Here is a 23060-nt window from a genome sequence, read left to right as displayed (position 1 = left end):
TTCTGCGACAATTCCCGGTAGTACCCAACGAGGAGGCACCGCAGATGACGGCACCCACACCCGCAACCCATCGCCGTGAGGCCCCGGACCGCAACCTCGCGCTCGAGTTGGTCCGGGTGACCGAGGCCGGTGCGATGGCCGCGGGCCGCTGGGTCGGCCGCGGCGACAAGGAGGGCGGCGACGGCGCGGCCGTGGACGCCATGCGCCAGCTCGTGGCCACGGTGTCGATGAGCGGCATCGTCGTGATCGGCGAGGGCGAGAAGGACGAAGCGCCCATGCTGTACAACGGCGAGGCGGTCGGTGACGGCACCGGACCGGAGGTCGACTTCGCGGTCGACCCGATCGACGGCACCACCCTGATGTCGAAGGGCTCGCCCGGCGCGATCTCGGTGCTCGCGGTCGCCGAGCGGGGTGCGATGTTCGATCCCTCGGCCGTGTTCTACATGGAGAAGATCGCCGTCGGCCCGGACGCGGCCGATGTGATCGATCTGTCCGCGCCGATCTCGGAGAACCTGCGCCGAGTCGCGAAGACCAAGAACTCCTCGGTCTCGGACCTGACCGTCTGCGTGCTGGATCGCCCGCGCCACGCGCAGCACATCCAGGAGGTCCGGGACGCGGGCGCGCGCATCCGGCTGATCTCCGACGGTGACGTCGCCGGTGCGATCGCGACCGCCCGTCCCGACTCCGGCACCGACATGCTGATCGGCATCGGCGGCACCCCCGAGGGCATCATCGCCGCGGCCGCCCTGCGCTGCATGGGCGGCGCCCTGCAGGGCAAGCTCGCCCCCAAGGACGACGCCGAGCGCCAGAAGGCCATCGACGCCGGCCACGACCTGGACCGCATCCTGTCCACCGAGGACCTGGTCTCCGGCGAGAACGTCTTCTTCTGCGCCACCGGCGTCACCGACGGCGACCTGCTGCGCGGCGTGCGCTACTTCTCCGGCGGCGCGTCGACCCAGTCGATCGTGATGCGCTCGAAGTCCGGCACCGTGCGCATGATCGACGCGTACCACCGGTTGACGAAGTTGCGCGAGTACTCGTCGGTCAACTTCGAGGGCGACGAACACGCCGTACCCCCGCTGCCCTGACCCCCCGGCCCGGTTCCCACGAACCAGCCGATTCGACTGCCCGCCTTCGGTTTCCGAAGGCGGGCAGGGTCGTTCTCGGGTCGCGCACATCACAGGCTCGCAATCGCCCCTGCCTCGGGGTGGTCACTGGCCGGAGCGGCGGCGGCGCTACCGAGTACGAAAACCACACTGAGCCCTACGACGCCGCTGGGCGCGCTACCGAGGCGGCCGGGTAATGCGCGTACATCTCACGGTTCGCTCGGGGCCTCGCCTGCGGCATCGGGGTTCCGGTAGACGGGTATTCCCCGCTGACGTGTGCGAAAAGCCTCAGGCGTGGCTGGCCGGTATGGGTTTGTGCGGGCCTAGGCTCGGGTTATGACTGAGCAGACTGAGTATCGGGTCGAGCACGACACGATGGGTGAGGTTCGGGTTCCGGTGGATGCGCTGTGGCGGGCGCAGACGCAGCGGGCGGTGGAGAACTTTCCGATCAGTGGGCGGGGGCTCGAGCGGGCGCAGATTCGGGCGTTGGGACTGCTCAAGGCGGCCTGTGCGGTGGTGAATCGGGATCTGGGACTGCTGGATTCGGAGAAGGCCGCGGCGATCATCGCGGCCGCCGAGGAGATCGCGTCGGGGGCGCACGACGACCAGTTCCCGATCGACGTGTTCCAGACCGGTTCGGGCACCAGCTCCAATATGAACGCCAACGAGGTGATCGCGAGTCTGGCCGCGCGGGCGGGGGTCACCGTGCACCCCAACGACGACGTCAACATGTCGCAGTCCTCGAACGACACCTTCCCGACCGCGACGCATCTGGCCGCGACCGAGGCGGTACTGCGCGATCTCGTCCCGGCCCTGGATCATCTGCGAATTCGGCTGCTGGACAAGGCGACCGAGTGGCGCACCGTGGTGAAGTCCGGGCGCACGCATCTGATGGACGCGGTGCCGGTCACCCTCGGGCAGGAGTTCAGCGGCTACACCCGGCAGGTCGAGGCCGGTATCGATCGGCTGACCGCGACGCTGGTGCGCCTGGGTGAGCTGCCCATCGGCGGCACCGCGGTCGGCACCGGGCTCAACGCACCCGACGGATTCGGGACGAAAGTCGTTGCCGAACTTCGGCGTTCGACCGGACTGGACCAATTGTCCGAGGCCGCAAACCATTTCGAGGCCCAAGCCGCGCGCGACGGACTGGTCGAGGTCTCCGGCGCGCTGCGCACCGTCGCGATCTCGTTGACCAAGATCGCCAACGACATTCGCTGGATGGGTTCGGGTCCGCTGACCGGTCTGGCCGAGATCCGGCTGCCGGATCTGCAACCGGGCTCCTCGATCATGCCGGGCAAGGTGAATCCCGTACTGCCGGAGGCTGTTACGCAGGTCGCCGCGCAGGTGATCGGTAACGACGCCGCGATCGCCTGGGGTGGCGGCAACGGCGCGTTCGAGCTGAACGTCTACATCCCGGTGATGGCGCGCAACGTGCTGGAGTCGATTCGCCTGCTGGCCAACGTATCCCGGCTGTTCGCGGACAAGTGCGTCGCCGGGCTCGTCGCCGACACCGAACATCTGCGTCAGCTGGCCGAATCCTCCCCGTCGATCGTGACGCCGCTGAACTCGGCGATCGGTTACGAGGAGGCCGCCGCGGTGGCGAAACAGGCACTGAAGGAGGGCAAGACGATCCGCCAGACGGTCATCGACCGCGGCCTGATCGGCGACAAGCTCTCGCTCGAGGAACTGGACCGCCGCCTGGACGTGCTGTCCATGGCCAAGGTCCAGGACGCCGAATAACCGGCGCCCCAGGGTGGATCCGGTCGACCGGCCGATGTCACCGGATCCACCTACGCCCCCGATCCCACCCCGCCGGCCGGAGCCTCGCCACCGCTCCACCTTCGAGCCTCGGTGTCCCGAATCTCGGTACGCCGCAACGATACCCACCACACCGGCGGCTCGACCGAACTCACTCGCCCGCACCGACCACGGCCGGATAATCCACCAGATCGATATCCTTGGCGGCGTTGTCGCCGAACCGCGTCATCAGCGAGAACGTCCGCGACCCGACGAACCAGTTGCGCATCGCGATGCCCCGCGCGGTCCGCGGCGCGAGGAAGCGCCCGGCGTTGGTGTTGCCCGCGATCTTGGCGTAGCGCCGCATGATCTCGTCGTACCGTGCGAACGCACCCGCGTATTCCCCTCCGGCCCTGGCCAATTCGCCGGCCAGCACGTAGGCCCCGACGACCGCGAGCCCGGTTCCGAAGCCGCCCAACGTATTTCCGTACGCCGCATCACCGATCAACGCGATCCGCCCGGTGGTGTACCGCCCCTTCATCTCGACCTGGCTGATCGAGTCCAGGTAGAACGCGTCGAGTCCGGGCAGTTCGGTCAGCATCGCGGGGACCGGCCCGCCGAGTCCGGCGAACCGCTCGGCGATCAATCGCTGCTGCGCGGCCACGTCGTCGCGGGCGAAATCGAGCACCGGCGCGGCGAAGACGTACTGGTGCGCCGCCTTCGCCCCACCGCGCACGGCCAGCCGTCCCGGCGCGTTGTAGGCCGCCGCGCGCCCCCGCACCCGCGGCCCGTTGGCATCGTGACCCCAGCCGGGCGCACCGGCGATGCAGTAGTAATAGCCCAGGTGGCGGACATAATCGGCCTCGGGCCCGAAGGCCAGCCGACGCACCCGGGAGTGGATTCCGTCGGCGCCGAAGACCAGATCGAAGGTGCGCGCGGGCCCACGCTCGAATTCGACGTGCACCCCCTCGGCGGTCTCGGTGAGCGCGCTGATCGAATCGCCGAACAGGTACTCGCACTCGCCCGCGGTCCGCGAGTAGAGGATCCGGGCCAGGTCGCCGCGCAGGATCTCCACGTCGCCGCCGGTGAAATCGCCTGATATGACGGCCAATTCGCGGCCGTCGTCATCGCCGAAGACCAGATCGGTCTTACCGGTCCGCTGCCGCACGATCTCCTCCCACACGCCCATCCGCTCGAGCACGGTGCGATGGGTGGGCCCCTTGAAGTCGATGGCCTGCCCGCCCGGCCGCAGTTCCGGCGCGCGCTCGACCACGGTGACCTCGAAGCCGTAGCGGTGCAGCCAGTAGGCCAGGGCGGGTCCGGCGATGCTCGCGCCGGAGATGAGAACGGTCTGATTACGCATGGTGAGCTCCGGTTTCCTTAACTGTGTCTGTCGGACGCAAATTAGCGTACGATGGACACAGTTTCGAAGTCAAGACCCGATCGGCAAGGATGGTGAGATGACCGGACCGACCGCTATCGAACTGCTGTGGGGCACCCAGCAGCGGCCCAAGCGCGGGCCCAAACCCTCGCTCTCACTGGACCGGATCGTCACCGAGGCGATCGCGCTCGCGGATTCCGAAGGGCTGGACAACCTTTCGATGCAGCGCCTGGCCGAACGACTCGGCTGCGCGAAGATGGCGCTGTACCGCTACGTCCCCGGCAAGGCCGAACTGACCGCGCTGATGCTGGACGCCGCGATGAGCAATCCGCCGGATCTCGTTGCGGCAACGCGGGATTCGGCCGAACCGCCCTGGCGGGCCCAACTGCGCGCCTGGTGCGTGACGAGTTACGAGATGTTCTGCGCCCACACCTGGACGCTCGGCCTGCTGATCAGCACCCGCCCCTACGGCCCCAACGAACTCGACTGGTTCGAGGCCGGTCTGGCTCCCCTCGCCGACAGCGGTATGACCGCCCCCGAACGCCTGGACACCCTCGCCCTGCTCTCGGGCCTGGCCCAGACCTTCGCCCGCGCCACCCTGAGCGAGAGCGGCGTAGAGGACCACATGGCCGCCGAACTGACCCGCGTCCTGGCCGACCGGGCCGATCGCTACCCGCACACCGTCGCGGCCTTCGGCGAACCCGCGCCGCCCGCCGCCCGCAACAACGCCCTGAACTTCGGCATCGACCGCATCCTCGACGGCCTGACCACCCTCATCGCCACCCGCGCGGCGAACGCCCCCGACTCACCACCCACCACCTGAACCGACCGACCAGCCCCGTCACCGGCGCGAACCGGCCACACCGAAACCGTCACTCACTTGTGCCCACGAACAAAAGCGGCGGAACCGACGAACACGGCAGGCCGAACGGGCCCCGATTCCATGGATTCGGACCCCGTCGCGGCATACAGTCGGAGGCATGTCCGATAAACCCGAGCTACGGCAGGACGCGATCACCACGGTGCGCGAATTCTTCGCGGCGTTGGAGATGAGCGCGGTGGACGAGGCGCTCGAGCTGCTCGACCCCGATATCGTCTGGAAGAACACCTCACTGCCCGATGTGCGCGGCATCGGCCGCGTCGGCGGTCTGCTGCGCGGCCTGTCGCGTGATTCCTTCGGCTTCCGCGTCGATCTGAACCACATCGCGATCGAGGCCGACGGCCGTCCCGTCTCCGAGGGCGACACCGTGCTGACCGAACGCACCGACTACCTGCGGGCGGGCCCGGTCGAGATCGGCTTCTGGGTGTGCGGCACGTTCGAACTCGTCGACGGCCGCATCACCCTCTGGCACGACCACTTCAGCTGGGAGAACTTCCTGCGCGGCACGGTCAGCGGCATCTGGAAGGCCGTCCGCCGCTGAGGCTGCCCGCCGACACGCCCGCCCGGCCGCAGCGCTCGACCGCCGCTGACACACGTGCCGATAACGCCGTCTGCCATGACGCTCGTCAGTCGCTGACTACCCGACGGCCAGGTGCGCCAGTTCGGCGCGGGCCTGCTCCCCTTCCGCGCCGAGATCGGTGCGGGTGAACACCTCCCAGCGGGCCAGCAGCGGCGTGAAGACGAGCTCGGCCTCGCGGGCCGGATCGTAGATTCCGGCCGCGGCCAGCACCTCGGTACCGGAACGACCGTCGGCGAGGGTGACCTCGGGAACGGCGAAGGTCGCGACCTGATCCGCGATCGCGCGCAGGGTCTGATCGGGCGTGAGAGTCAACGTCGCGGCGACGAGATCGGCGAAGAATTCCGATTGCAGTTCGTCGTCGGCGGCGATCCGATCGGACATCGCGGTGACGATCGCGTTCTCCCGCAACGCCGCGGTGTTGCGATGCCGGATCGCGGACGCCCGCTCCTCGAACGCGCCGACCGCCAGCACATCCGGCAGATGCAGTGCGGGACGGCGGAATCCGGTCGTCATGTGCGCCATCCGCATCCGCTCCAACTCGACCGGATCGACCGCGCGGGTGAGCGTCAGATAGTTCCGGAGCATGATCGAATGCCGATTCTCCTCGGCGGTCCACCGCCCCACCCAACGCCACCACGGACCGATCCGCAGATACCTGCCGATCTCGCGATGGTACGACGGCAGGTTGTCGGCGATCAGCACCCCGACGCTCAACGCCAGCTTCGCGACCTCGCCGAGCTCGGATTGCGCGGGCTCCCAATCCTTTCCACCGAGGAAGGCGAAATTGCGGCCGTCGTCCCAGGGCACATAGTCCTGCGGCTGCCAGCCGTCGGCGGCGGCGATGTGTCGCCGGAGATTGTCTTCCACCACCGGCGCAAGCGATTCCAGCAGCTCACGGTCGGTCAAGAGAGTTTGCACGCGGTCAACCTACCTAGTCGAGGACCGAAACGGGGATCTACCGTACAACAGCCCGGGAACAGGGTTCCCGGGCTGTTGCGCGGCACGAATGCCGCACGGTGCGAAGCGGACTTACTTCTCGGTCACCGACGTCTGGTTGTTCACCCAGGTGATGGTGCCGCCGGTGAAGTCGCTCTGCTTGCCGTTGGCGATGTCCTTCTCGTCGGTAGTCGGGTAGCCGAGCTTGCCGTTGATGCCACCGTGGCCGTCCCACGCCTTGCGGATCTCGCCCCAGACCACGTGCGCGTCGGTCTTCTCGCTCCAGCAGATCGCGCCGCCGGTGAACTCCTGGCAGGAGCCGCCGTCCGGGCCGCTCACCGATTTGCCGGTGGGTGCGCCGAGAGCACCGGCGGGACCGCCCATCTCGTTGTACTTGGCCAGCAGATGCCCGGAGACGCTGATCTCGCCGTTCGGGGTCTGGATCTTGGTCTCGCCACCGGCCGCGTTCGCGCCGGATTCGTTGGCCCCGGACTGATTCGCGCCGGATTCGTTCGCGGCGCCGGTCGCCGAGGTGGCGGCGGCGTTGGTGGTGGACGAGCTGCTGGAACTGCTGTCGTTGCTGCTGCACGCGGCGGTGAACAGCAGCGCCGCCGCGGCCAGCGTCATGGTCGTCGCGGCCGAACGTCGAGCGAAGTGGTGCATATCCATCCTCTCGAGGGAGGTTGCCGATGGCCCGCACAGCGCGGACCATCGGCAACTCGAAGCCGGTGTCCTGCTACAAATCAGCGAATCACTGGTGTTTCACCGAAACGCAGCCGAACAGGTATCTCGGCGCAATATACCCGCCGATTCCCCGAGATTTTCGGATGCTGCGAATTCGCCCGAAATCAGGCGTTCGGGCCGTACTCCTCCAACATCTCCGTCACCAGCGCGGCGATCGGCGACCGCTCGCTGCGGGTCAGGGTGACATGCGCGAACAGCGGATGCCCCTTGAGCTTCTCGATCACCGCGGCGACGCCGTCGTGTCGCCCGACACGCAGGTTGTCGCGCTGGGCCACATCGTGCGTGAGCACCACCCGCGACCCGCTGCCCAACCGGCTCAGCACCGTGAGCAGCACATTGCGCTCGAGCGACTGCGCCTCGTCGACGATCACGAACGAATCGTGCAGCGACCGACCGCGAATGTGCGTGAGCGGCAACACCTCCAGCATGCCGCGCGCGAGCACCTCCTCCATCACCTCGGGACTGGCCAGTCCGTCGAGGGTGTCGAACACCGCCTGCGCCCAGGGGCCCATCTTCTCGCTCTCGGATCCGGGCAGATAGCCCAGTTCCTGCCCACCGACGGCGTAGAGCGGACGGAAGACCACCACCTTGCGCTGAGTTCGCCGCTCCAGCACCGCTTCCAGGCCCGCGGTCAGCGCCAGCGCGGATTTACCCGTGCCCGCCTTGCCGCCGAGGGAGATGATGCCGACGCTCTCGTCCAGCAGCAGGTCCAGCGCGACGCGCTGTTCGGCCGAACGCCCGTGCAGCCCGAACGCCTCCCGGTCACCGCGCACCAACTGCACCCGTTTGTCCGCGGTCACCCGCGCCAGCGCGCTGCCGTTCGTGCCCAGCAGGCGAATTCCGGTGTGGCAGGGCAGATCCCGGGCCTCGTCCAGATCGATCGAGGAGTCGGCGTAGAGCCGGTCCACGACGTCGGCGGCGACCTCGAGTTCGGTCATCCCCGTCCAGCCGGAGGTGACGACGTCCTGCGCGTGGTATTCGTCGGCCTGCAGACCCACCGCACCGGCCTTGACCCGCAACGGAATATCCTTCGACACCAGCACGACCGTGCGTCCCTCGGCGGCGAGATTGAGCGCGCAGGCCAGGATGCGGGAATCGTTGGTGTCGGTGCGGAATCCGACCGGCAACACCTCCGGATCGGTGTGGTTGAGCTCGACGTGGAGCGTACCGCCCTCGGATCCGATCGGAATCGGCTCGTCCAACCGGCCGTATTCGATACGCAGATCGTCCAGCAGCCGAAGCGATTCGCGCGCGAACCAACCGAGTTCGTGATGGTGGCGTTTGGCCTCGAGTTCGCTGATCACCACCAGCGGCAGGACGACCTGGTTCGCGCCGAAGCGCGTGATGGCCCAGGGGTCCGACAGCAGTACGGAGGTATCGATCACGAAGGTCTTCGACCCGGATTTATCGCCGGAACCGGCGGTGTGGGCTCCCTTTCCGGAGCCTCCGCTCACATCGGAGCGGGCATTCGAGGAAGCGATGACGGAGCGTGCATCAGTCACGGTGGGCTCCTTTGTTGCCCGGGCTACACCCGCCCGGACCTATCTCGCTGGACCGGTCCGCCCTGTGGTCATTCGACCCGAGGGCCGGGTGCCGGCCCCCTCGCACTGAGTTGCTCAGCCACGATCAGGACCTCCCGTACGAACCACACCTACGCGGCCCGCACATCCGACGTTACTGCGATTTCACCGATCCGGCTCGCCGGTTCAGCGAGCGTGTTGGTGAAGTTCCCGTTAACGTGCGGCTCGACCGGGTGTGCAGGGCCGATGCCCCGGTGTGATATGTATCTCAGCGAATCATCCATCGAATCGGCTGCCGAATCGCGAAATATCCGCTGCTCGAACGGTTTCAGCGGCGATGAGCCTCGCGTTTCAGCGGCGGCAGACCCGATGCGGCGACCCCGCGGGCGTCGCGAACGCTCAGGGAAGTTCTTCGCCGAACTGCGCGAGCAGCACCGGGATATGGCTGTGCGCAAGGTCTTTCACCGCGGTCACCAGAGTCACCGGACCGGACGCGCGCAACTCCCGCAGCTGCTCGAGCCCTTGCCGGTGTGCGTCGTCCTCGAGTTCGCTCCGATACCTGCTGGCGAACTCCGCGCCGCGATGTTGCGGATCGGCATGGAACCAGCGGCGCAGATCGGTCGACGGCGTGACGTCCTTGAGCCACTCATCGATGTGCGCCCGCTGTTTGCTGATCCCGCGCGGCCAGAGCCGGTCGACGAGCACCCGCCGACCGTCGTCCGGATCGGGCGTGTCGTAGACACGTTTCACGGCGAAGTGCATCGACGGTTGCTGTGTCATACCTCCATGGCAGCACGAATTCCCGCAACGCGCGAGACCCGCGCGGTCCGAGCCGATAGAGTTTCCCTCATGGCCGATGTCGCGGATCTGGAGAAGCTCTCGTCGAAGGAACTGCACGACCGTGCCGTCAAGTACGCGGTGCGCCACGGTGACGTGCGCTTCCTGTGGCGGTTGCTGGAGCAGATCCCCGCCGCCGAGGCCGCCACCGGCAACGTCGACGAGAGCGCGGCCGACATCAAATACGTGCTGCCGATGCTGGACGATTACGTGCACGCCGGGGACGGCGAGATCGCCGAGGTGCTGCGCCCGATGTACGTGGAGTACCTCAGCAAGCACGACTGATCGCTGACAGCGAAACCGCGGCCGTTCCCGTTGACTTGGAGTGCACTCCAGGTCATAGCGTTTCCCCCATGACGAACGCACAGACGCAGGGTTCCGGGCCGGGCGGTAAGCGGCGGATCCGGTTGGGCTATCAGATGCCGCACTTCAGTCATGCGGCCTCGCCGCGGGAGCTGTTCCCGTCGGTGATCGAGCAGGCGCGGGCGGCGGAGGCGGCGGGGTTCGACGCCGCGTTCGTGATGGACCACTTCTATCAGCTGCCGAATCTCGGTGCGCCCGAGGAGCCGATGCTCGAGGCGTACACCGCGTTGGGCGCGCTGGCCACCGCGACCGAGCGAATCCAGTTGTCCACCTTGGTAACCGGGAACACCTACCGGAATCCGGCGATGCTGGCCAAGACCGTCACCACCCTCGACGTGGTCAGCGGCGGGCGCGCGGTGCTGGGCATCGGCGCGGGCTGGTTCGAGTTCGAGCACATCGGGTACGGGTACGAATTCGGCACCTTCACCGAGCGTTTCGAGCGGCTGGAGGAGGCGCTGGCGATCATCGCGCCGATGCTGCACGGCCAGCACCCCACCTTCGACGGCAAGTGGTACCACACCCGGGAAGCGTTGAACGAGCCGCGAATTCGCGACGACCTGCCGATCATGCTCGGCGGCGGCGGGGAGAAGAAGACCTTCGGCATGGCCGCGCGCTACGCCGATCACCTCAACATCATCTGCAATGCGAGCGAACTGCCGCGCAAGATGGACGCGGTGCGCGCCCGCTGCGAGGAGAACGACCGCGATCCGGCGACCCTGGAGACCAGCTTCCTGGCCTTCGCGATCATCAATGCCGACGGCGATCGCGCCCGTAAGTTGCAGGCCGACCTGTCCGCCCAGCAGGGCGGTGCGGATCTGAGCGACCGCCAGTTCGTCGGCACCCCCGACGATGTCGCCGAGCAGATTCAGCGGCGCGTGCTGGACCACGGCGTGGACGGAATCATCGTCAACATGGTCACCAACGGGCACGAGCCGGGAGTGCTGGAGCTCGCCGGTAAGGCGCTGAGCCCGCTGGTGCACCAGGATCAGTAGAGTGCCGCGTCCCGCCGCCGGGCAGTCTCGGCGGCGGGACACTCGTTCCGTCGAGAACGCCCGGCAGCGGACGAAATCGCTGGCAGCTCAACGGAATCCGGCGTCATGTGAATCGGCGTACCCGGATCGGACACCGCCGGGCGCACGCCGACCGAATCGGCCTCGCCGGACCGCGAATCAGCCGAGCGCACGCCCACCACGTCAACCTCACCAGATCGAGCATCAGCCGAGCGCACGCCCACCACGTCAACCTCACCAGATCGAGCATCAGCCGAGCGCACGCCCACCACGTCAACCTCACCAGATCGAGCATCAGCCGAGCGCACGCCCACCACGTCAACCTCACCAGATCGAGCATCAGCCGAGCGCACGCCCACCACGTCAACCTCACCAGATCGAGCATCAGCCGAGCGCACGCCCACCACGTCAACCTCACCAGATCGAGCATCAGCCGAGCGCACGCCCACCACGTCAACCTCACCAGATCGAGCATCAGCCGAGCGCACGCCCACCACGTCAACCTCACCGGATCGAGCATCAGCCGAGTGCACGCCAACCGCGTCAGCTCACCGGATCGAGCATCGGCGGCGGGACGCGCCGACCACGTCAGCCTGACCCGATCGAAGGTCGCCGGAAACGACGTCGCCGGAGTGCGTGTCAGCCGAGTTCGATGGGGCCGCGGAACTGTCGTGCGGCCGCAGTGGTCCAGCTCAGGTCGTAGTCCGCGCCTTCGTCGACGAACTGACCTCGCAGTTCGTACCAGCGCAGGCCCGGGTGCCGGTGGTGGACACCGTGCAGGTTGAAGCTCAGCGCGCCCTGTTCCAGCAGGCGCGGCAGGCGCAGATTCAATGCTTCCAGTGGCGCGCTCAGGTCGGTGCCGTAGTGGTAGGCGTTGTCCGATACGGAGATCACGAACGCTCGCCCGCCCAATGCCGCGAGCAGCATCCAGCCGTAGCCGCCGTACGCGAGAAATGCTGCGGTGTAAAGCAACACGATCACGGCCGTATCGATCCTGAACTGCTGCAATGCTTTCGGCTGCGCAACCCGTTCGAACAGTGGTCCCGCAACCGAATCCGGCGCGTCCACTCGACGGCTCAGTCCGCGGATCGCCGCGGCGGGCAGCGCGGCCAGCGGCAGCGCCACGACCTCGAGCAGGTAGAGCCCGCCGCACAGCCGCAGGTAGTAGCCGGGCGCGGTCCTGGCCCAGCTCGACATCGCCGGATCGTAGATCTCGGTGCGCTCGCGGGTGCGGCTGTACCGGTGATGCAGCAGATGACCGATCTTGAGCATCGCGAACGGCGACCCGTACAGCACCGCCAAGCCGCGCCCGCACAGATCGTTGCGATCGCGGCGGCGGATCAGCGTGCCGTGGATGGCCTCGTGGATCAGCGACCAGAACGGCGTGGTCAGCACCACCGGCACCGCCAGCACCCAGCCCCACGCCGCGCCGTACGGCAGCAGTATCAGCGGTAACAAGAACATCTGGAACGCCCCGACAACGACCGCCGCCCCGATCAGCCACGAGTTGATCGCCCGCACCGGCCGCTCGCGAGATGCGCGATCCCTCCGACCGGTCCCCACATCGGTCATACCCGCTGTCCCTGTTCTCGTCGAGCCTGTCGTACCACCCTCATCGTGCCATCGCGCACCATGATCGGCCCAGGTCGAACAGCATTTTCTACCAAGAACTCCCGATAACGTCATCCCCCGGACGAGCGGGATTCATCTGGGTGACCGAACGATCTCCCGGAACGTCACGGCGACACCGCATAGACTCGGCTGGCATGTCCGACGACACCACCCCCGAACTGGTCGTCTACCGCCGCCCCGGCTGCCCCTTCTGCGCCCGGCTGCGGCGAGTGCTCAACCGCCACGGAATCATCCACCGCGAAATCGACATCTGGTCCGACCCGGAGGCCGCCGCATTCGTCCGCTCGGTCGCCGACGGCAACGAGACAGTACCCACCGTCGTCCTGAAACACGGTGCGTCACAACGCCACTGGGTGAACCCCACACCCAGGAAACTCGTCGCGACCGTGACCGCCGACGCACCGGAACTCACCGGCGGCCCCCGCCGCTTCATACCCTGGTAAACCCACCGACCTCCACGCGCAAGCTCACACGCGCGGAGGCCGAATTACAGCGGAGGCCCGAATTACAGCAGACCCCAGTTTTCGAGGCCGTCGTAGAGCGGCCGGTCCGCGGCGAGCTTGCTGACCCGGGCGCGCAGCGCGTCCAGATCCGCGCCGCCGGCGAGGGCCGTGGCGATGATGTCGGAGACCTCGGTGAACTCGGCGTCGCCGAAGCCGCGGGTGGCCAGGGCGGCGGTGCCGATGCGCAGGCCGGAGGTGACCATCGGCGGGCGCGGGTCGAACGGAACGGCATTGCGGTTCACCGTGATTCCGGTCTCGTGCAGCAGATCCTCGGCCTGCTGACCGTCCAGCACCGAGTTGCGCAGGTCGACCAGGACCAGGTGCACGTCGGTGCCGCCGGTGAGCACCGTGACGCCCTTGTCCTTCACATCGGCCGCGGTCAGCCGCTCGGCGAGGATCTTCGCGCCCGAGAGCGTGCGCTCCTGCCGCTGCTTGAACTCCTCGGTCCCGGCGATCTTGAACGCGGCGGCCTTGGCGGCGATCACGTGCATCAGCGGGCCACCCTGCTGACCGGGGAACACCGCGCTGTTCAGCTTCTTCGCGAATTCCTGCTTGGCCAGGATCAGGCCCGAACGCGGACCGCCCAGGGTCTTGTGCACGGTGGAGGACACCACGTCGGCGTGCGGGACGGGCGAGGGGTGCAGCCCGGCGGCGACCAGACCGGCGAAGTGCGCCATATCGACCCACAGGTACGCGCCGACCTCGTCGGCGATCTCCCGGAACGCCGCGAAATCCAGATGCCGCGGATACGCGGACCACCCGGCGACGATCACCTTCGGCTTCACCGACAGCGCCTGCTCGCGCAGCGCCTCCATGTCGACGCGGTGATCCTCCTTGCTCACCCCGTAGGCGTGCACCTCGTAGAGCTTGCCGGAGAAGTTCAACCGCATACCGTGCGTGAGGTGACCGCCGTGCGCGAGGTCCAGGCCGAGCAGCTTCTCACCCGGATTCATCAGCGCCATCAGCACCGCGGCGTTGGCCTGCGCGCCCGAATGTGGTTGCACGTTGGCGAATTCCGCGCCGAACAGCGCCTTGACCCGCTCGCGCGCCAGGTTCTCCACCACGTCGACGTGCTCGCAGCCGCCGTAGTACCGGCGACCCGGATAACCCTCGGCGTACTTGTTGGTCAGCACACTGCCCTGGGCCTGGAGTACCGCGCGCGGTACGAAGTTCTCCGAAGCGATCATCTCGAGCGTGTCGCGTTCCCGGGCGAGTTCGCCCGCCATCGCGGCAGCGAGTTCGGGATCGAGTTCGGCGAGTGATTGGGAATTCACAGAGGCGGCGGTCGTCTGGGTCACGACCCACAGTCTAAGTGGACCGACATAGCACAGTGTCGTTGGCCTCCGCTCCGCTTCGGCGGGTTTGCCGCGCTCCGAGGCTCACCGCCCGGCCCACTCACACCTTGGTCCGGGCGGCGATCCGCGCCACGAACTCCACGGTCGGCGTCGCACGGAGTTGCTGGAACGAGTTCGACGTCGTCAGCGCCGGTCGCCCTCTCGAAGCCCTCGATTTCGGGGGCACTCGAATCTGGGTATTACGGACAGGGAACCGGCAGCCGAGACTGGGACGCGAAGAACTCGATCACCGGAAAGGCACGTCGACGATGCAACCGATCTTCGCACCCCTGAGCCCCCTCGAAGCCCTGCTGCAGCAGATCTCGCTGCTGCTCTGCTCTATTTCCGGCGGACATTGCACCCCGCCGATGTACTGAGCACAGGCGAATTCGATGACCATGGGATCCCGCGCCCGGCGCGGGTGACCGGGGTTCACAGGCGACGGACCGCTCCGGGGGTCAGCGGTTCGTCGAGCAGCCTGCGGAAACGATCGGCGCGGTCGTCCTCGTCGGCGGCGCGGTCGAGCCAGCCGCCGAGCAGGCGATACCCCTCCACGTAGGTGCTGATGTAGGCCCGCCACAGCGGCGAGGACAGGAAGCGCAGCGACTGCCGGGCGCGGTCGGGGGTGGCCAGACTCCAGCGTTGCAGGAATTCGACGACCTCGTCGGCGTCGCGGCCGCGGTCGTGCAGCAGCAGCGCGGCATCCTGCCGGACGCCCAGCAGTTTCGCCGACGCGTCCGAAAGTCGTTCCGCGCGTTCACCATCGAAGCGCAACCCGAGATCCGCGTAGATCTCCTGCGCCCAGCGACCCCAGCCCGGCCCGACGATGGCACGCAACGCCAGATCCGCCAGGCCCTCGGCCATCAGGCACTGCGGGGTGTTCACCACGAACAGCGTCTGCTCGGCCTGCCCCGCGCCGACCAGTCCGGCCTCCTTGCGGCAGTGCTCGGTGTGATGTCCCGGATACGCCTCGTGCGCGATGAGTGCGGGCAGATGCGCCAGATGCTGTTTCAGGTCGGAGTTGATCGCGACCTTGGAGCGGTAGTTGCCCAGGTAGTAATTGAATCCGGACCACGGCTTGTCGCCGACGACCTCGTATTCCACCTGCTCGTGATCGGGCAGCGGATAACGTCCCCGTACCAGTTCGCGCAGCGCGCCGGAGAACGCCTCGACGCATTCGGGCAACCGTTCCGGCGGAATCTCCTCGCCCCTGCGGTGCGCGCGCATCCGCTCGAACAGCGATCCCTCACCGGGCAGCACCTCGTCCATCTGCCGATGCGCGTCGCGGTAGTCGTCCTCGTCGCCGGGCGCGATATCCACGTCGAAATAGGCGCGCACCTCGTCGATGAAGGAGATCCGCTCACCGGCGAACTTGCGCGCGGAACATTCCAGGGCGCGCAGATGCGCGTCGAGGAATTCGGTGCGTTCGGCGGACAGCCCGGCCTCGGGCAGTTCCTTGCGCAATGTGGCCGCGCGCGTGGCCAACTCGGCGGGCAGCGGCGCGGGTCCCTCCTGCACCTCGCGACGTAGCGCGGGATCACCGGTGTAGGCGTCGACGAACCCGGATTCGAGGCGGTCGAAGGCCAGCCCCAGCCGCAGATAGTCGGTCACGAGCGGATGCGCATCCATGACAGCCGACCCTACCGCGACCGGGCGTTCACGCGGTCCGAGCAGCTCGACCCGGCGCCGAAACCCCGAGGCCGGGAGAGAAATGTCACCCATAGTTACCGGCGAGTAATAACACCCCGTGTACGAGGTGGCCTTGCCCCCGAGGAGAATTCGGCTATGCCAGGACTGCCCACCGGATCCCGTCCCGCCGGGTGCGCGGACGACGCGAGATCCACCGGCGTGGCGTCCGGACCGAATGCGTCATGTGCACCGAACCGAGAGCGTGGGTAAATGGCACGGATGAGTGAGCCGAGTCCCTATGTGGAATTCGACCGGAAACAATGGCGCACACTGCGAAAGTCCACTCCCCTGGTGCTGACCGAGGAGGAACTGTTCGGCCTGCGCGGACTCGGCGAGCAGATCGATCTGGAAGAGGTCGCCGAGGTTTATCTGCCGCTGGCCCGTTTGATCCACCTCCAGGTCGCCGCGCGACAGCGATTGTTCGCCGCCACCGCGACCTTTCTCGGCGAGACGCATCCGGATCACCAGGTGCCGTTCGTGATCGGCATCGCCGGTAGCGTCGCGGTCGGCAAATCCACCACCGCGCGCGTGCTGCAGGCGCTGCTGGCGCGCTGGGATCACCACCCTCGCGTCGATCTGGTCACTACCGACGGATTCCTTTATCCGACAGCCGAACTCACGCGTCGGGGCATCATGCATCGCAAGGGATTCCCGGAGAGTTACGACCGGCGCAAGCTGCTGCGTTTCGTCACCGAGGTGAAATCCGGTGCGCCCGAGGTGTGCGCGCCGATCTATTCGCATATCGCGTACGACATCCTGCCCGATCAGTTCCACTGCGTGCGGCAGCCCGACATCCTGATCATGGAGGGGCTCAACGTATTACAGACCGGGCCGCGTCTGATGGTCTCGGATCTGTTCGATTTCTCGGTCTACGTCGACGCACGCATCGAGGATATCGAGAAGTGGTACGTGAATCGCTTTCTCTCCCTGCGTAAAACGGCGTTCGCGGACCCGAATTCACACTTCCACCACTACGCCGGATTCAACGATCAGGAAGCCACGACCGCGGCCCAGGAGATCTGGAACGCCACCAACCGCCCCAATCTGGTCGAGAACATCCTGCCCACCCGCCCCCGCGCCACCCTCGTCCTGCGCAAGGACGCCGACCACACCATCAACCGAATCCGCTTGCGCAAGCTGTAATTTCGGCCCTTTGCCGATGCGGATGCAATGTGCCCACGCACTGGAAAGTGCCTTTTACACGCACTCGAAAGTGCCTTTTGTAAGCCCTCGACCACTGACTCATGATGGTGTTACGCACCAACAGTGAGGTATGGAAGATGGTCGAGCAGCAAGCGCGCTACCGCCGCCCGGTTCGGCTACGCGACGACCGGGGCCTTGCCGCGGCCGACGCCGGTGAGTTCGCTGGCAGCCCGGTTGGCGGCAACCTCGCGGTGATGAGCGGCGGCCCAACCCGCCATCGCCATGACCGCGTCCAGCAGCGAGCGCCCCAGGTCGGTGAGCTCGTACACCACCCGCGGCGGGACCTCGGGGTACGCGGTCCGGGTGAGCAGCCCATCGCGCTCGAGGTGTTTGAGCGTCTGGGTCAGCATCCGCTGGGAGATGCCCGGGACGCTCGCCTGCAAATCGGAGTAGCGCAGCGGACCGGTGCTCAGGGTGCTGATGATCAGCACGGTCCACTTGTCGCCGATGCGGTCGAGCACCTCGCGGATGAAGACGCTGTCCTCGGGCCACTCCTGGCACGGGCCTGCGATCCGTCGCACTGACGCCATCACTCATACCTCTCGTCCGGTGTGTAACCGCACTACCAGTATGTAACGCCCTCGACCACTTCGAAAGGGAAACAATCATGTCGTATCTGCTGCACATCGACTCCTCCGCGCTCGGTGCGGCGTCGATCTCGCGTCAGGTCGCGCAATCCTTCCTCGACGGCTGGGACGGCCGCGTCGTGCACCGCGACCTGGCCGCTTCGCCGGTGCCGCATCTGACCGCGGCCGGTATCACCGCCCGCGGCGCCGACCCCGCCCGGTACACGACCGAGGAGGCCGCGGCGGCCGCGACGCAGGACGGGTTGATCGCGGAGTTCCTCGGCGCGAGCGCGTATCTGCTCACGGTTCCGATGTACAACCTGACGATGCCGTCGGTGTTCAAGGCGTGGCTGGACCAGATCATGGTCTTCGGCCGCACCATGAGCCAGGAGGGTCCCGCGCCGTCCGCGGGTCGTCCCGCGGTGGTGATCTCGGCGCGCGGCGGCGGTTACGGTCCCGGCGCACCCAAGCACGGTCTGGACTACGTCGTGTCCACGCTCGAAGCCGTGCTCGGCCGCCAGGACATGCTCGGCCTCGACGTCACCACCGTCGTGCCCGAACTGACCATGGCGCCGCACGTCCCGGCCATGGCCGCACTGCTTCCGGTGCACGAGGCGTCCATGACCAGCGCCCACCGCCGGGCTCGCGAGCTCGCGGCCACGATCGTCGAGGGCACGAGGGCCGCCTGAAATCGCGAGGGCTCAGACTCCGTAGCGGCGGTGGCGGGCGGCGTAGTCGCGCAGGGCGCGCAGGAAGTCGACGCGGCGGAATTCGGGCCAGTACGCCTCGGTGAACCAGATCTCCGAATAGGCGCTCTGCCACAGCAGGAATCCGGACATGCGTTGTTCGCCCGAGGTGCGGATGACCAGGTCCGGATCCGGTTGGCCGGAGGTGTAGAGGTGCTGGCCGATGGCGTTGACGGTGATCGACTGGACCAGATCTTCGCCGGTCTCGCCCGCCGCCATCTCCTGGCGGACCAGCGAACGCACCGCGTCGGCGATCTCCTGGCGGCCGCCGTAGCCGATCGCGACGTTGACGTGCACACCCGTGCGGCCGTGACTCTCGTCGGCGGCCTTGCGCATCCGGCGCGCGACCTCCTCGGGCAGCCCGTCCAGCGTGCCGACGATCTTCACGCTCCAGTTCTGCTCCGGCGCGGAGAGTTCCTCCACCACGTCGGTGATCACCTCGAACAGGATCTCCAGCTCGTCCGGATCGCGGTTGAGGTTCTCGGTGGACAGCAGGTAGACCGTCACCATCTCGATGCCCTCGGCCTCGCACCAGCCGACGAGTTCGGCGATCTTCAGCGCACCGGCGCGATGCCCGTGACTGACGTCGGTGAAGCCGTTCTCCCGCGCCCAGCGGCGATTTCCGTCACAGACCACCGCCACGTGACGCGGATGCTGTTTGCCCGCGAGCTGTTTGGACAGCCGCGCCTGGTAGATGCGATACGGCAGCTCACGCGCCCGACTTGCAAGCCTCACGGAGTGCCACCCTACGCCCCGGAGTTGTCGGCACGACGCGTAGATCGATGGGAATCGAGCCGCTGACGTGTCATCGGCGAAACAGTGGCGCGCTCGCTAACTTACGGTACCGTAGGTTACTCAGGAGGTAAGTCTTGTCCGAATCGGTGACGCCCGTGCCCGCCGCCCCGGGGAGCTTCGGGCTCGCGGTGAACATCCCGGTCAAACCGCGCATGCGGGGCTGGATCCACACCTGGGCGGTCGGTATCTCCGCCATCGCGGTGATCGTGCTGGTCGCGGTGGCCGCGAACGTCTCGGCGACCGCGGGCGTCTCGACGCTGATCTACGGGCTCACCGTGTGCGGCGTCTTCGGGGTCAGCGCGACCTATCACCGGGTGACCTGGTCGAGCGTGCGCGCCCGCACCCATATGAAACGCGCCGACCATTCGATGATCTTCCTGTTCATCGCGGGCAGTTACACCCCGTTCGCGCTGCTGGGCCTGCCCGGACGCACCGGCACCACCCTGCTGATCGTGGTGTGGGCGGGCGCGCTGGCCGGGGTCGCGCTCAAACTGCTGTGGCCGAGTGCGCCGCGCTGGGTCGGCGTGCCGCTGTATCTGTTGCTGGGTTGGGCGATCGTGCCGGTCGCGGCGCGCATGACCCACAACGTCGGCGTGGCCCCGATGATCCTGCTGCTGGTGGGCGGGCTGGCCTACAGCATCGGCGCGATCCTCTACGCCGCGAAATGGCCCAACCCCTGGCCGCGAACCTTCGGACATCACGAATTCTTCCATGCCGCAACGGTTCTCGCGGCGCTGTGCCACTACGTCGCGGTGTGGCTGGTGGTGCTGCGCTGACCTCGACGGGACATCCGGAACCCGCGGCGCACCTGTGACGTACCGGACACGATCCGGTCGAAACCGACGACGCCGCACGCGCGGGTTCTATGCTGCTCGTTCGTGCTCTACGAATCGAAATCGCGGTCGGATCGCTCCGGCGCCGCACCCCGCGCGCGATGATGAATCGCCTGATCCTGTGGGCGCTGCGGATGCGCTGGGGGCTGTCGAGTGTGGTGCTGCTGTGCCATGTCAGCGGGCTCGCGGTCATCCTCATCGAACTGTGGTTGAGCGGTTTCCTGGGCCGCCTCGGACCCGACTGGATGAGTGCGGTGGCGCAGACCGCGATCTATCCGATCCTCGGCGCGCTGGTCGGCATCGCGCTGGCCGGGCGCGACCGCAGCCACTACTTCAGCTGGCTGGACACCGGTCGCAAACCCACCGAGGCCGAGGCGCGGCGGCTGTTGAATCTGCCGATGGCGACCACGTTGCGGGCGCTGGCCATCTGGCTGCCCGGCGTCGTCATCGTGACGTTGCTGTTCGCGCAGGTGGTGCCGTCCCGGGCGATCGCGGTGGTGGGCGCGATGTTCGCCCTCGGCGCGTTCGAATCGGCCGGATTCACCCTGCTGATCGTGGACCGGCTGATCCGGCCCGCGATTCCGCTGGTCGCGCAGGTACTCGGCGGGACGATGCACTGGAGTTCCACGGTGCTCAACCGGGTCGTGCTGTCCTGGACGGTGTCCGGGGCGATGCCGCTGCTGATGTTGATCACCGTGCTCGCCGATCCGGTCGCCGAACCGGGCGACCGCATCCACACCGCGCTGTACATGTCGAGCGTGGGGCTGCTGGTCGGCGCGATCGCCACCGCCGCACTGGCCCGCGCGGTCGCCGAACCGCTGCGCATCCTGCGGCGCGCCCTGGATCGCATCGCGCACGGCGATCTCGAGGTGCGGGTGCCGGTGGGCAGCGCCAGCGAGATCGGGCGGCTCGAGCATTCGGTGAACGAGCTGGCCGAGAACCTGTCCGAACGCGAGCGGCTGCGCGACATGTTCGGGCGGCACGTGGGCGCCGAGGTCGCCGAACGCGCGCTGGCCGGCGGCATGGACCTCACCGGTGACGTGCGGGTGGTGACCGCGCTGTTCGTCGACGTCGTCGGCTCGGTCGAACTGTCCACCGGCCTGGCCCCGCGCGAATTCGTGGCCAAACTGAACCGGCTGCTGTCGATCGTCGTCTCGGCCACCGAGGACAACGGCGGACTGGTGAACAAATTCGAGGGCGACGCCGCGCTGTGCATCTTCGGCGCGCCGATCGCGTTGCGCGACAACGCGACTCCCGCCCTGCGCGCCGCCCGCCGGATCCGCGACGAGGTGGCCGCCGGGGGTGAACTCGACATCGGGATCGGTGTCGCGCGCGGCTCGGTGTTCGCCGGGGACGTCGGCACCGACACCCGCCTGGAGTTCACCGTCATCGGCGACGCGGTGAACGAGGCGGCGCGGCTGACCACCGAGGCCAAGCACGTCGCGCGGCGAATTCTGGTGAGCCAGAACGTTATCGAGGCGGCGTCGGGGAACGAGAGCGCATCGTGGGAGCTGCACGAGACGATTCACCTGCGCGGCCGCAAGCAGCCCACCGACTGTTGGACCGATATCGCCCCGGCCGGAGTTCCCGGCCGGGACGCGGTCACCGGCAGCAATGGGGCTTCGAGCGAATCCGACTCGCCTGCAACCGATTCGGCGCAGGCCGCGCGCTCGGAGTAGCCCTGCCGATCCGATCACCATCCGCTCTGATTCCGCTGCACCGCAATATGATCCGCGATCAGGGGTGCCAGGTGATGCGGCCGCCCTGGAAGTCCTGGGCCTTGCCGTCGTTGTAGTCGTATTCGTCGCTGGTCGGGTAGCCGTAGCGGCCCTTCTCCGCGCCGTTGCCCTGCCAGACACCGGCGATGGAACCCCAGACGGCGTGGGCGCCGGTGTCCTCGGACCAGTAGATGACGCCGCCGGGGAACATGTTGTAGCGGCCCGCGCCGTCGTTACCGGCCTTGGACTCGTTGGAGAGCGGGAAGCCCAGCGGGCTGCGTTCCCAGCCCAGTTCGGCGTACTTGTCGCGGATGAGGCCGCAGACGTCGTGCGCGTCGGTGCCGACGGACCAGTAGATCGAGCAGCCGCGTTCGAAGACCTGGAACCGGCCGCCCTGCGCGGCCGATTCGGGGCCGGTCGGGTTGCCGAAGAAGCTCGCGCCGCCCGCTTTGTCGTACGCCTTCTCGATCGCGCCGCCGACGTCGAAGGCCCCGATATGCCGCGCCGACGCCGGGCCCGCGCCCGTTACAGTGGCAAACACCACCGTGGCGACCCCCGCGGTCAATGCCAGCACACCGCGTCCGAACGGACGGCGCGAACGGCTCCTACCAGGCTGCATGGTCACGTGAACTCCCTGTCCGAGCGGCCGATCCGAACCCCGACGACCGCTTCCTGTCCGCCATCCTGCAAGGACTCGGCGCGCGCGGCAAGCCTGCCCCGCCGAGCTGGTGAGACTTCATAGCGAGGGGCTATGCATGTCCTGTAATCAGGCTTTTCTCGAGCCGGACTAATACCCGGGCAGGTGTCGGCGGGCGCGGTGCTTCGCATGCGGTTGCGCAGACCGAGTTCAGCCACCGGGGCTATCGCCGACCGCTCGACGGCGGCAGTGGCATCCACGGCCTGGCATCACCCCGCCACCATGAACGAACGAGTAGACCACCTGTCGA

General features: G+C 67.6%; 22 protein-coding genes and 1 pseudogene. 12 read left to right on the top strand and 11 right to left on the bottom strand.

What is annotated here, in order from left to right:
- The first annotated feature begins 44 nt into the window (after positions 1–44).
- A complete protein-coding gene (glpX, locus tag NRB20_RS14210) occupies positions 45–1088 on the top strand; it encodes a class II fructose-bisphosphatase (RefSeq protein WP_153410567.1) in 1044 nt (347 codons plus the stop codon).
- Between the two features lie 354 nt (positions 1089–1442).
- Positions 1443–2846: a class II fumarate hydratase gene (locus tag NRB20_RS14205; RefSeq protein ID WP_153410566.1), complete on the top strand. Its 1404-nt coding sequence runs from the start codon at positions 1443–1445 to the stop codon at positions 2844–2846.
- A gap of 169 nt (positions 2847–3015) precedes the next feature.
- On the opposite strand, the gene NRB20_RS14200 is transcribed toward NRB20_RS14205, so the two are convergent.
- The gene (locus NRB20_RS14200; protein WP_153410565.1) at positions 3016–4206 is read right to left on the bottom strand and encodes an FAD-dependent monooxygenase; all 1191 of its coding nucleotides are present in this window, start codon (positions 4204–4206) and stop codon (positions 3016–3018) included.
- 97 nt (positions 4207–4303) lie between these two features.
- Between NRB20_RS14200 and NRB20_RS14195 the strand changes: the two genes are divergently transcribed.
- Together NRB20_RS14195 and NRB20_RS14190 are read left to right on the top strand one after the other, a co-directional pair.
- The gene (locus tag NRB20_RS14195; RefSeq protein WP_153410564.1) at positions 4304–5047 is read left to right on the top strand and encodes a TetR/AcrR family transcriptional regulator; all 744 of its coding nucleotides are present in this window, start codon (positions 4304–4306) and stop codon (positions 5045–5047) included.
- A 157-nt stretch (positions 5048–5204) separates the two neighbouring features.
- A complete protein-coding gene (locus NRB20_RS14190; protein WP_153410563.1) occupies positions 5205–5645 on the top strand; it encodes a limonene-1,2-epoxide hydrolase family protein in 441 nt (146 codons plus the stop codon).
- A 96-nt stretch (positions 5646–5741) separates the two neighbouring features.
- Here NRB20_RS14190 and NRB20_RS14185 read toward each other — a convergent pair whose 3' ends face one another.
- From NRB20_RS14185 to NRB20_RS14170, 4 genes are all read right to left on the bottom strand, one after another.
- Complete coding sequence (locus tag NRB20_RS14185) at positions 5742–6602, bottom strand: acyl-ACP desaturase (protein WP_319944887.1); 861 nt, start codon at positions 6600–6602, stop codon at positions 5742–5744.
- Between the two features lie 111 nt (positions 6603–6713).
- The gene (locus NRB20_RS14180; protein ID WP_153410562.1) at positions 6714–7283 is read right to left on the bottom strand and encodes an LGFP repeat-containing protein; all 570 of its coding nucleotides are present in this window, start codon (positions 7281–7283) and stop codon (positions 6714–6716) included.
- Between the two features lie 185 nt (positions 7284–7468).
- Positions 7469–8749, bottom strand: a complete 1281-nt coding sequence (locus tag NRB20_RS14175; RefSeq protein ID WP_406603829.1) for a PhoH family protein — start codon at positions 8747–8749, stop codon at positions 7469–7471.
- Positions 8750–9283: 534 nt separating this feature from the next.
- Positions 9284–9664, bottom strand: a complete 381-nt coding sequence (locus NRB20_RS14170) for a DUF488 domain-containing protein (RefSeq protein WP_227833492.1) — start codon at positions 9662–9664, stop codon at positions 9284–9286.
- 69 nt (positions 9665–9733) lie between these two features.
- Between NRB20_RS14170 and NRB20_RS14165 the strand changes: the two genes are divergently transcribed.
- The 3 genes and pseudogenes from NRB20_RS14165 to NRB20_RS39570 form a co-directional block, all read left to right on the top strand.
- The gene (locus tag NRB20_RS14165) at positions 9734–10006 is read left to right on the top strand and encodes a hypothetical protein (protein WP_153410561.1); all 273 of its coding nucleotides are present in this window, start codon (positions 9734–9736) and stop codon (positions 10004–10006) included.
- Between the two features lie 68 nt (positions 10007–10074).
- Entirely contained in the window at positions 10075–11076 is a 1002-nt protein-coding gene (locus tag NRB20_RS14160; protein ID WP_153410560.1) for an LLM class F420-dependent oxidoreductase, read from the top strand.
- A 107-nt stretch (positions 11077–11183) separates the two neighbouring features.
- Positions 11184–11564 (top strand): annotated as a pseudogene (locus NRB20_RS39570) (pentapeptide repeat-containing protein); the annotation flags it as partial.
- Positions 11565–11733: 169 nt separating this feature from the next.
- Here NRB20_RS39570 and NRB20_RS38090 read toward each other — a convergent pair.
- Positions 11734–12666: a fatty acid desaturase family protein gene (locus NRB20_RS38090; RefSeq protein WP_153410558.1), complete on the bottom strand. Its 933-nt coding sequence runs from the start codon at positions 12664–12666 to the stop codon at positions 11734–11736.
- A 194-nt stretch (positions 12667–12860) separates the two neighbouring features.
- Here NRB20_RS38090 and NRB20_RS14145 point away from each other — a divergent pair, with 194 nt between their 5' ends.
- Positions 12861–13169, top strand: coding sequence for a glutaredoxin family protein (locus NRB20_RS14145; RefSeq protein WP_153410557.1), 309 nt, complete (start codon positions 12861–12863; stop codon positions 13167–13169).
- A gap of 62 nt (positions 13170–13231) precedes the next feature.
- Here NRB20_RS14145 and glyA read toward each other — a convergent pair whose 3' ends face one another.
- Both glyA and NRB20_RS14135 read right to left on the bottom strand, forming a co-directional pair.
- The gene (gene glyA / locus NRB20_RS14140; RefSeq protein WP_319944886.1) at positions 13232–14527 is read right to left on the bottom strand and encodes a serine hydroxymethyltransferase; all 1296 of its coding nucleotides are present in this window, start codon (positions 14525–14527) and stop codon (positions 13232–13234) included.
- Between the two features lie 468 nt (positions 14528–14995).
- Positions 14996–16192: a DUF885 domain-containing protein gene (locus NRB20_RS14135; protein WP_153410555.1), complete on the bottom strand. Its 1197-nt coding sequence runs from the start codon at positions 16190–16192 to the stop codon at positions 14996–14998.
- Between the two features lie 270 nt (positions 16193–16462).
- Here NRB20_RS14135 and coaA point away from each other — a divergent pair, with 270 nt between their 5' ends.
- A complete protein-coding gene (gene coaA / locus NRB20_RS14130) occupies positions 16463–17395 on the top strand; it encodes a type I pantothenate kinase (RefSeq protein ID WP_153410554.1) in 933 nt (310 codons plus the stop codon).
- 176 nt (positions 17396–17571) lie between these two features.
- Here the strand turns inward: coaA and NRB20_RS14125 are convergent, their stop codons facing one another.
- Positions 17572–17985: a winged helix-turn-helix transcriptional regulator gene (locus tag NRB20_RS14125; RefSeq protein ID WP_153410553.1), complete on the bottom strand. Its 414-nt coding sequence runs from the start codon at positions 17983–17985 to the stop codon at positions 17572–17574.
- A gap of 77 nt (positions 17986–18062) precedes the next feature.
- Here NRB20_RS14125 and NRB20_RS14120 point away from each other — a divergent pair, with 77 nt between their 5' ends.
- Positions 18063–18710, top strand: coding sequence for an FMN-dependent NADH-azoreductase (locus tag NRB20_RS14120; RefSeq protein WP_153410552.1), 648 nt, complete (start codon positions 18063–18065; stop codon positions 18708–18710).
- 12 nt (positions 18711–18722) lie between these two features.
- On the opposite strand, the gene NRB20_RS14115 is transcribed toward NRB20_RS14120, so the two are convergent.
- Entirely contained in the window at positions 18723–19502 is a 780-nt protein-coding gene (locus tag NRB20_RS14115) for an isoprenyl transferase (RefSeq protein WP_319944885.1), read from the bottom strand.
- 212 nt (positions 19503–19714) lie between these two features.
- On the opposite strand from NRB20_RS14115, the gene trhA reads away from it, so the two are divergent.
- Both trhA and NRB20_RS14105 read left to right on the top strand, forming a co-directional pair.
- Positions 19715–20338 carry a PAQR family membrane homeostasis protein TrhA gene (gene trhA, locus NRB20_RS14110; protein ID WP_153410792.1) on the top strand — a complete coding sequence of 208 codons (624 nt, stop codon included), beginning with the start codon at positions 19715–19717 and terminating at the stop codon, positions 20336–20338.
- 158 nt (positions 20339–20496) lie between these two features.
- Positions 20497–22074 (top strand): adenylate/guanylate cyclase domain-containing protein, encoded by a 1578-nt coding sequence (locus NRB20_RS14105; RefSeq protein WP_227833491.1) that lies wholly within the window; start codon positions 20497–20499, stop codon positions 22072–22074.
- Positions 22075–22132: 58 nt separating this feature from the next.
- Here NRB20_RS14105 and NRB20_RS14100 read toward each other — a convergent pair whose 3' ends face one another.
- Positions 22133–22732 (bottom strand): LGFP repeat-containing protein, encoded by a 600-nt coding sequence (locus NRB20_RS14100; protein WP_153410790.1) that lies wholly within the window; start codon positions 22730–22732, stop codon positions 22133–22135.
- Positions 22733–23060 lie beyond the last annotated feature (328 nt).

The organism is Nocardia macrotermitis (assembly GCF_009604405.1).
GTDB classification, from domain to species: Bacteria; Actinomycetota; Actinomycetes; order Mycobacteriales; family Mycobacteriaceae; genus Nocardia; species Nocardia macrotermitis.
The sequence above is the reverse complement of the archived record's forward strand: the minus strand, read 5'-3'. Positions and strand labels throughout refer to the sequence as shown.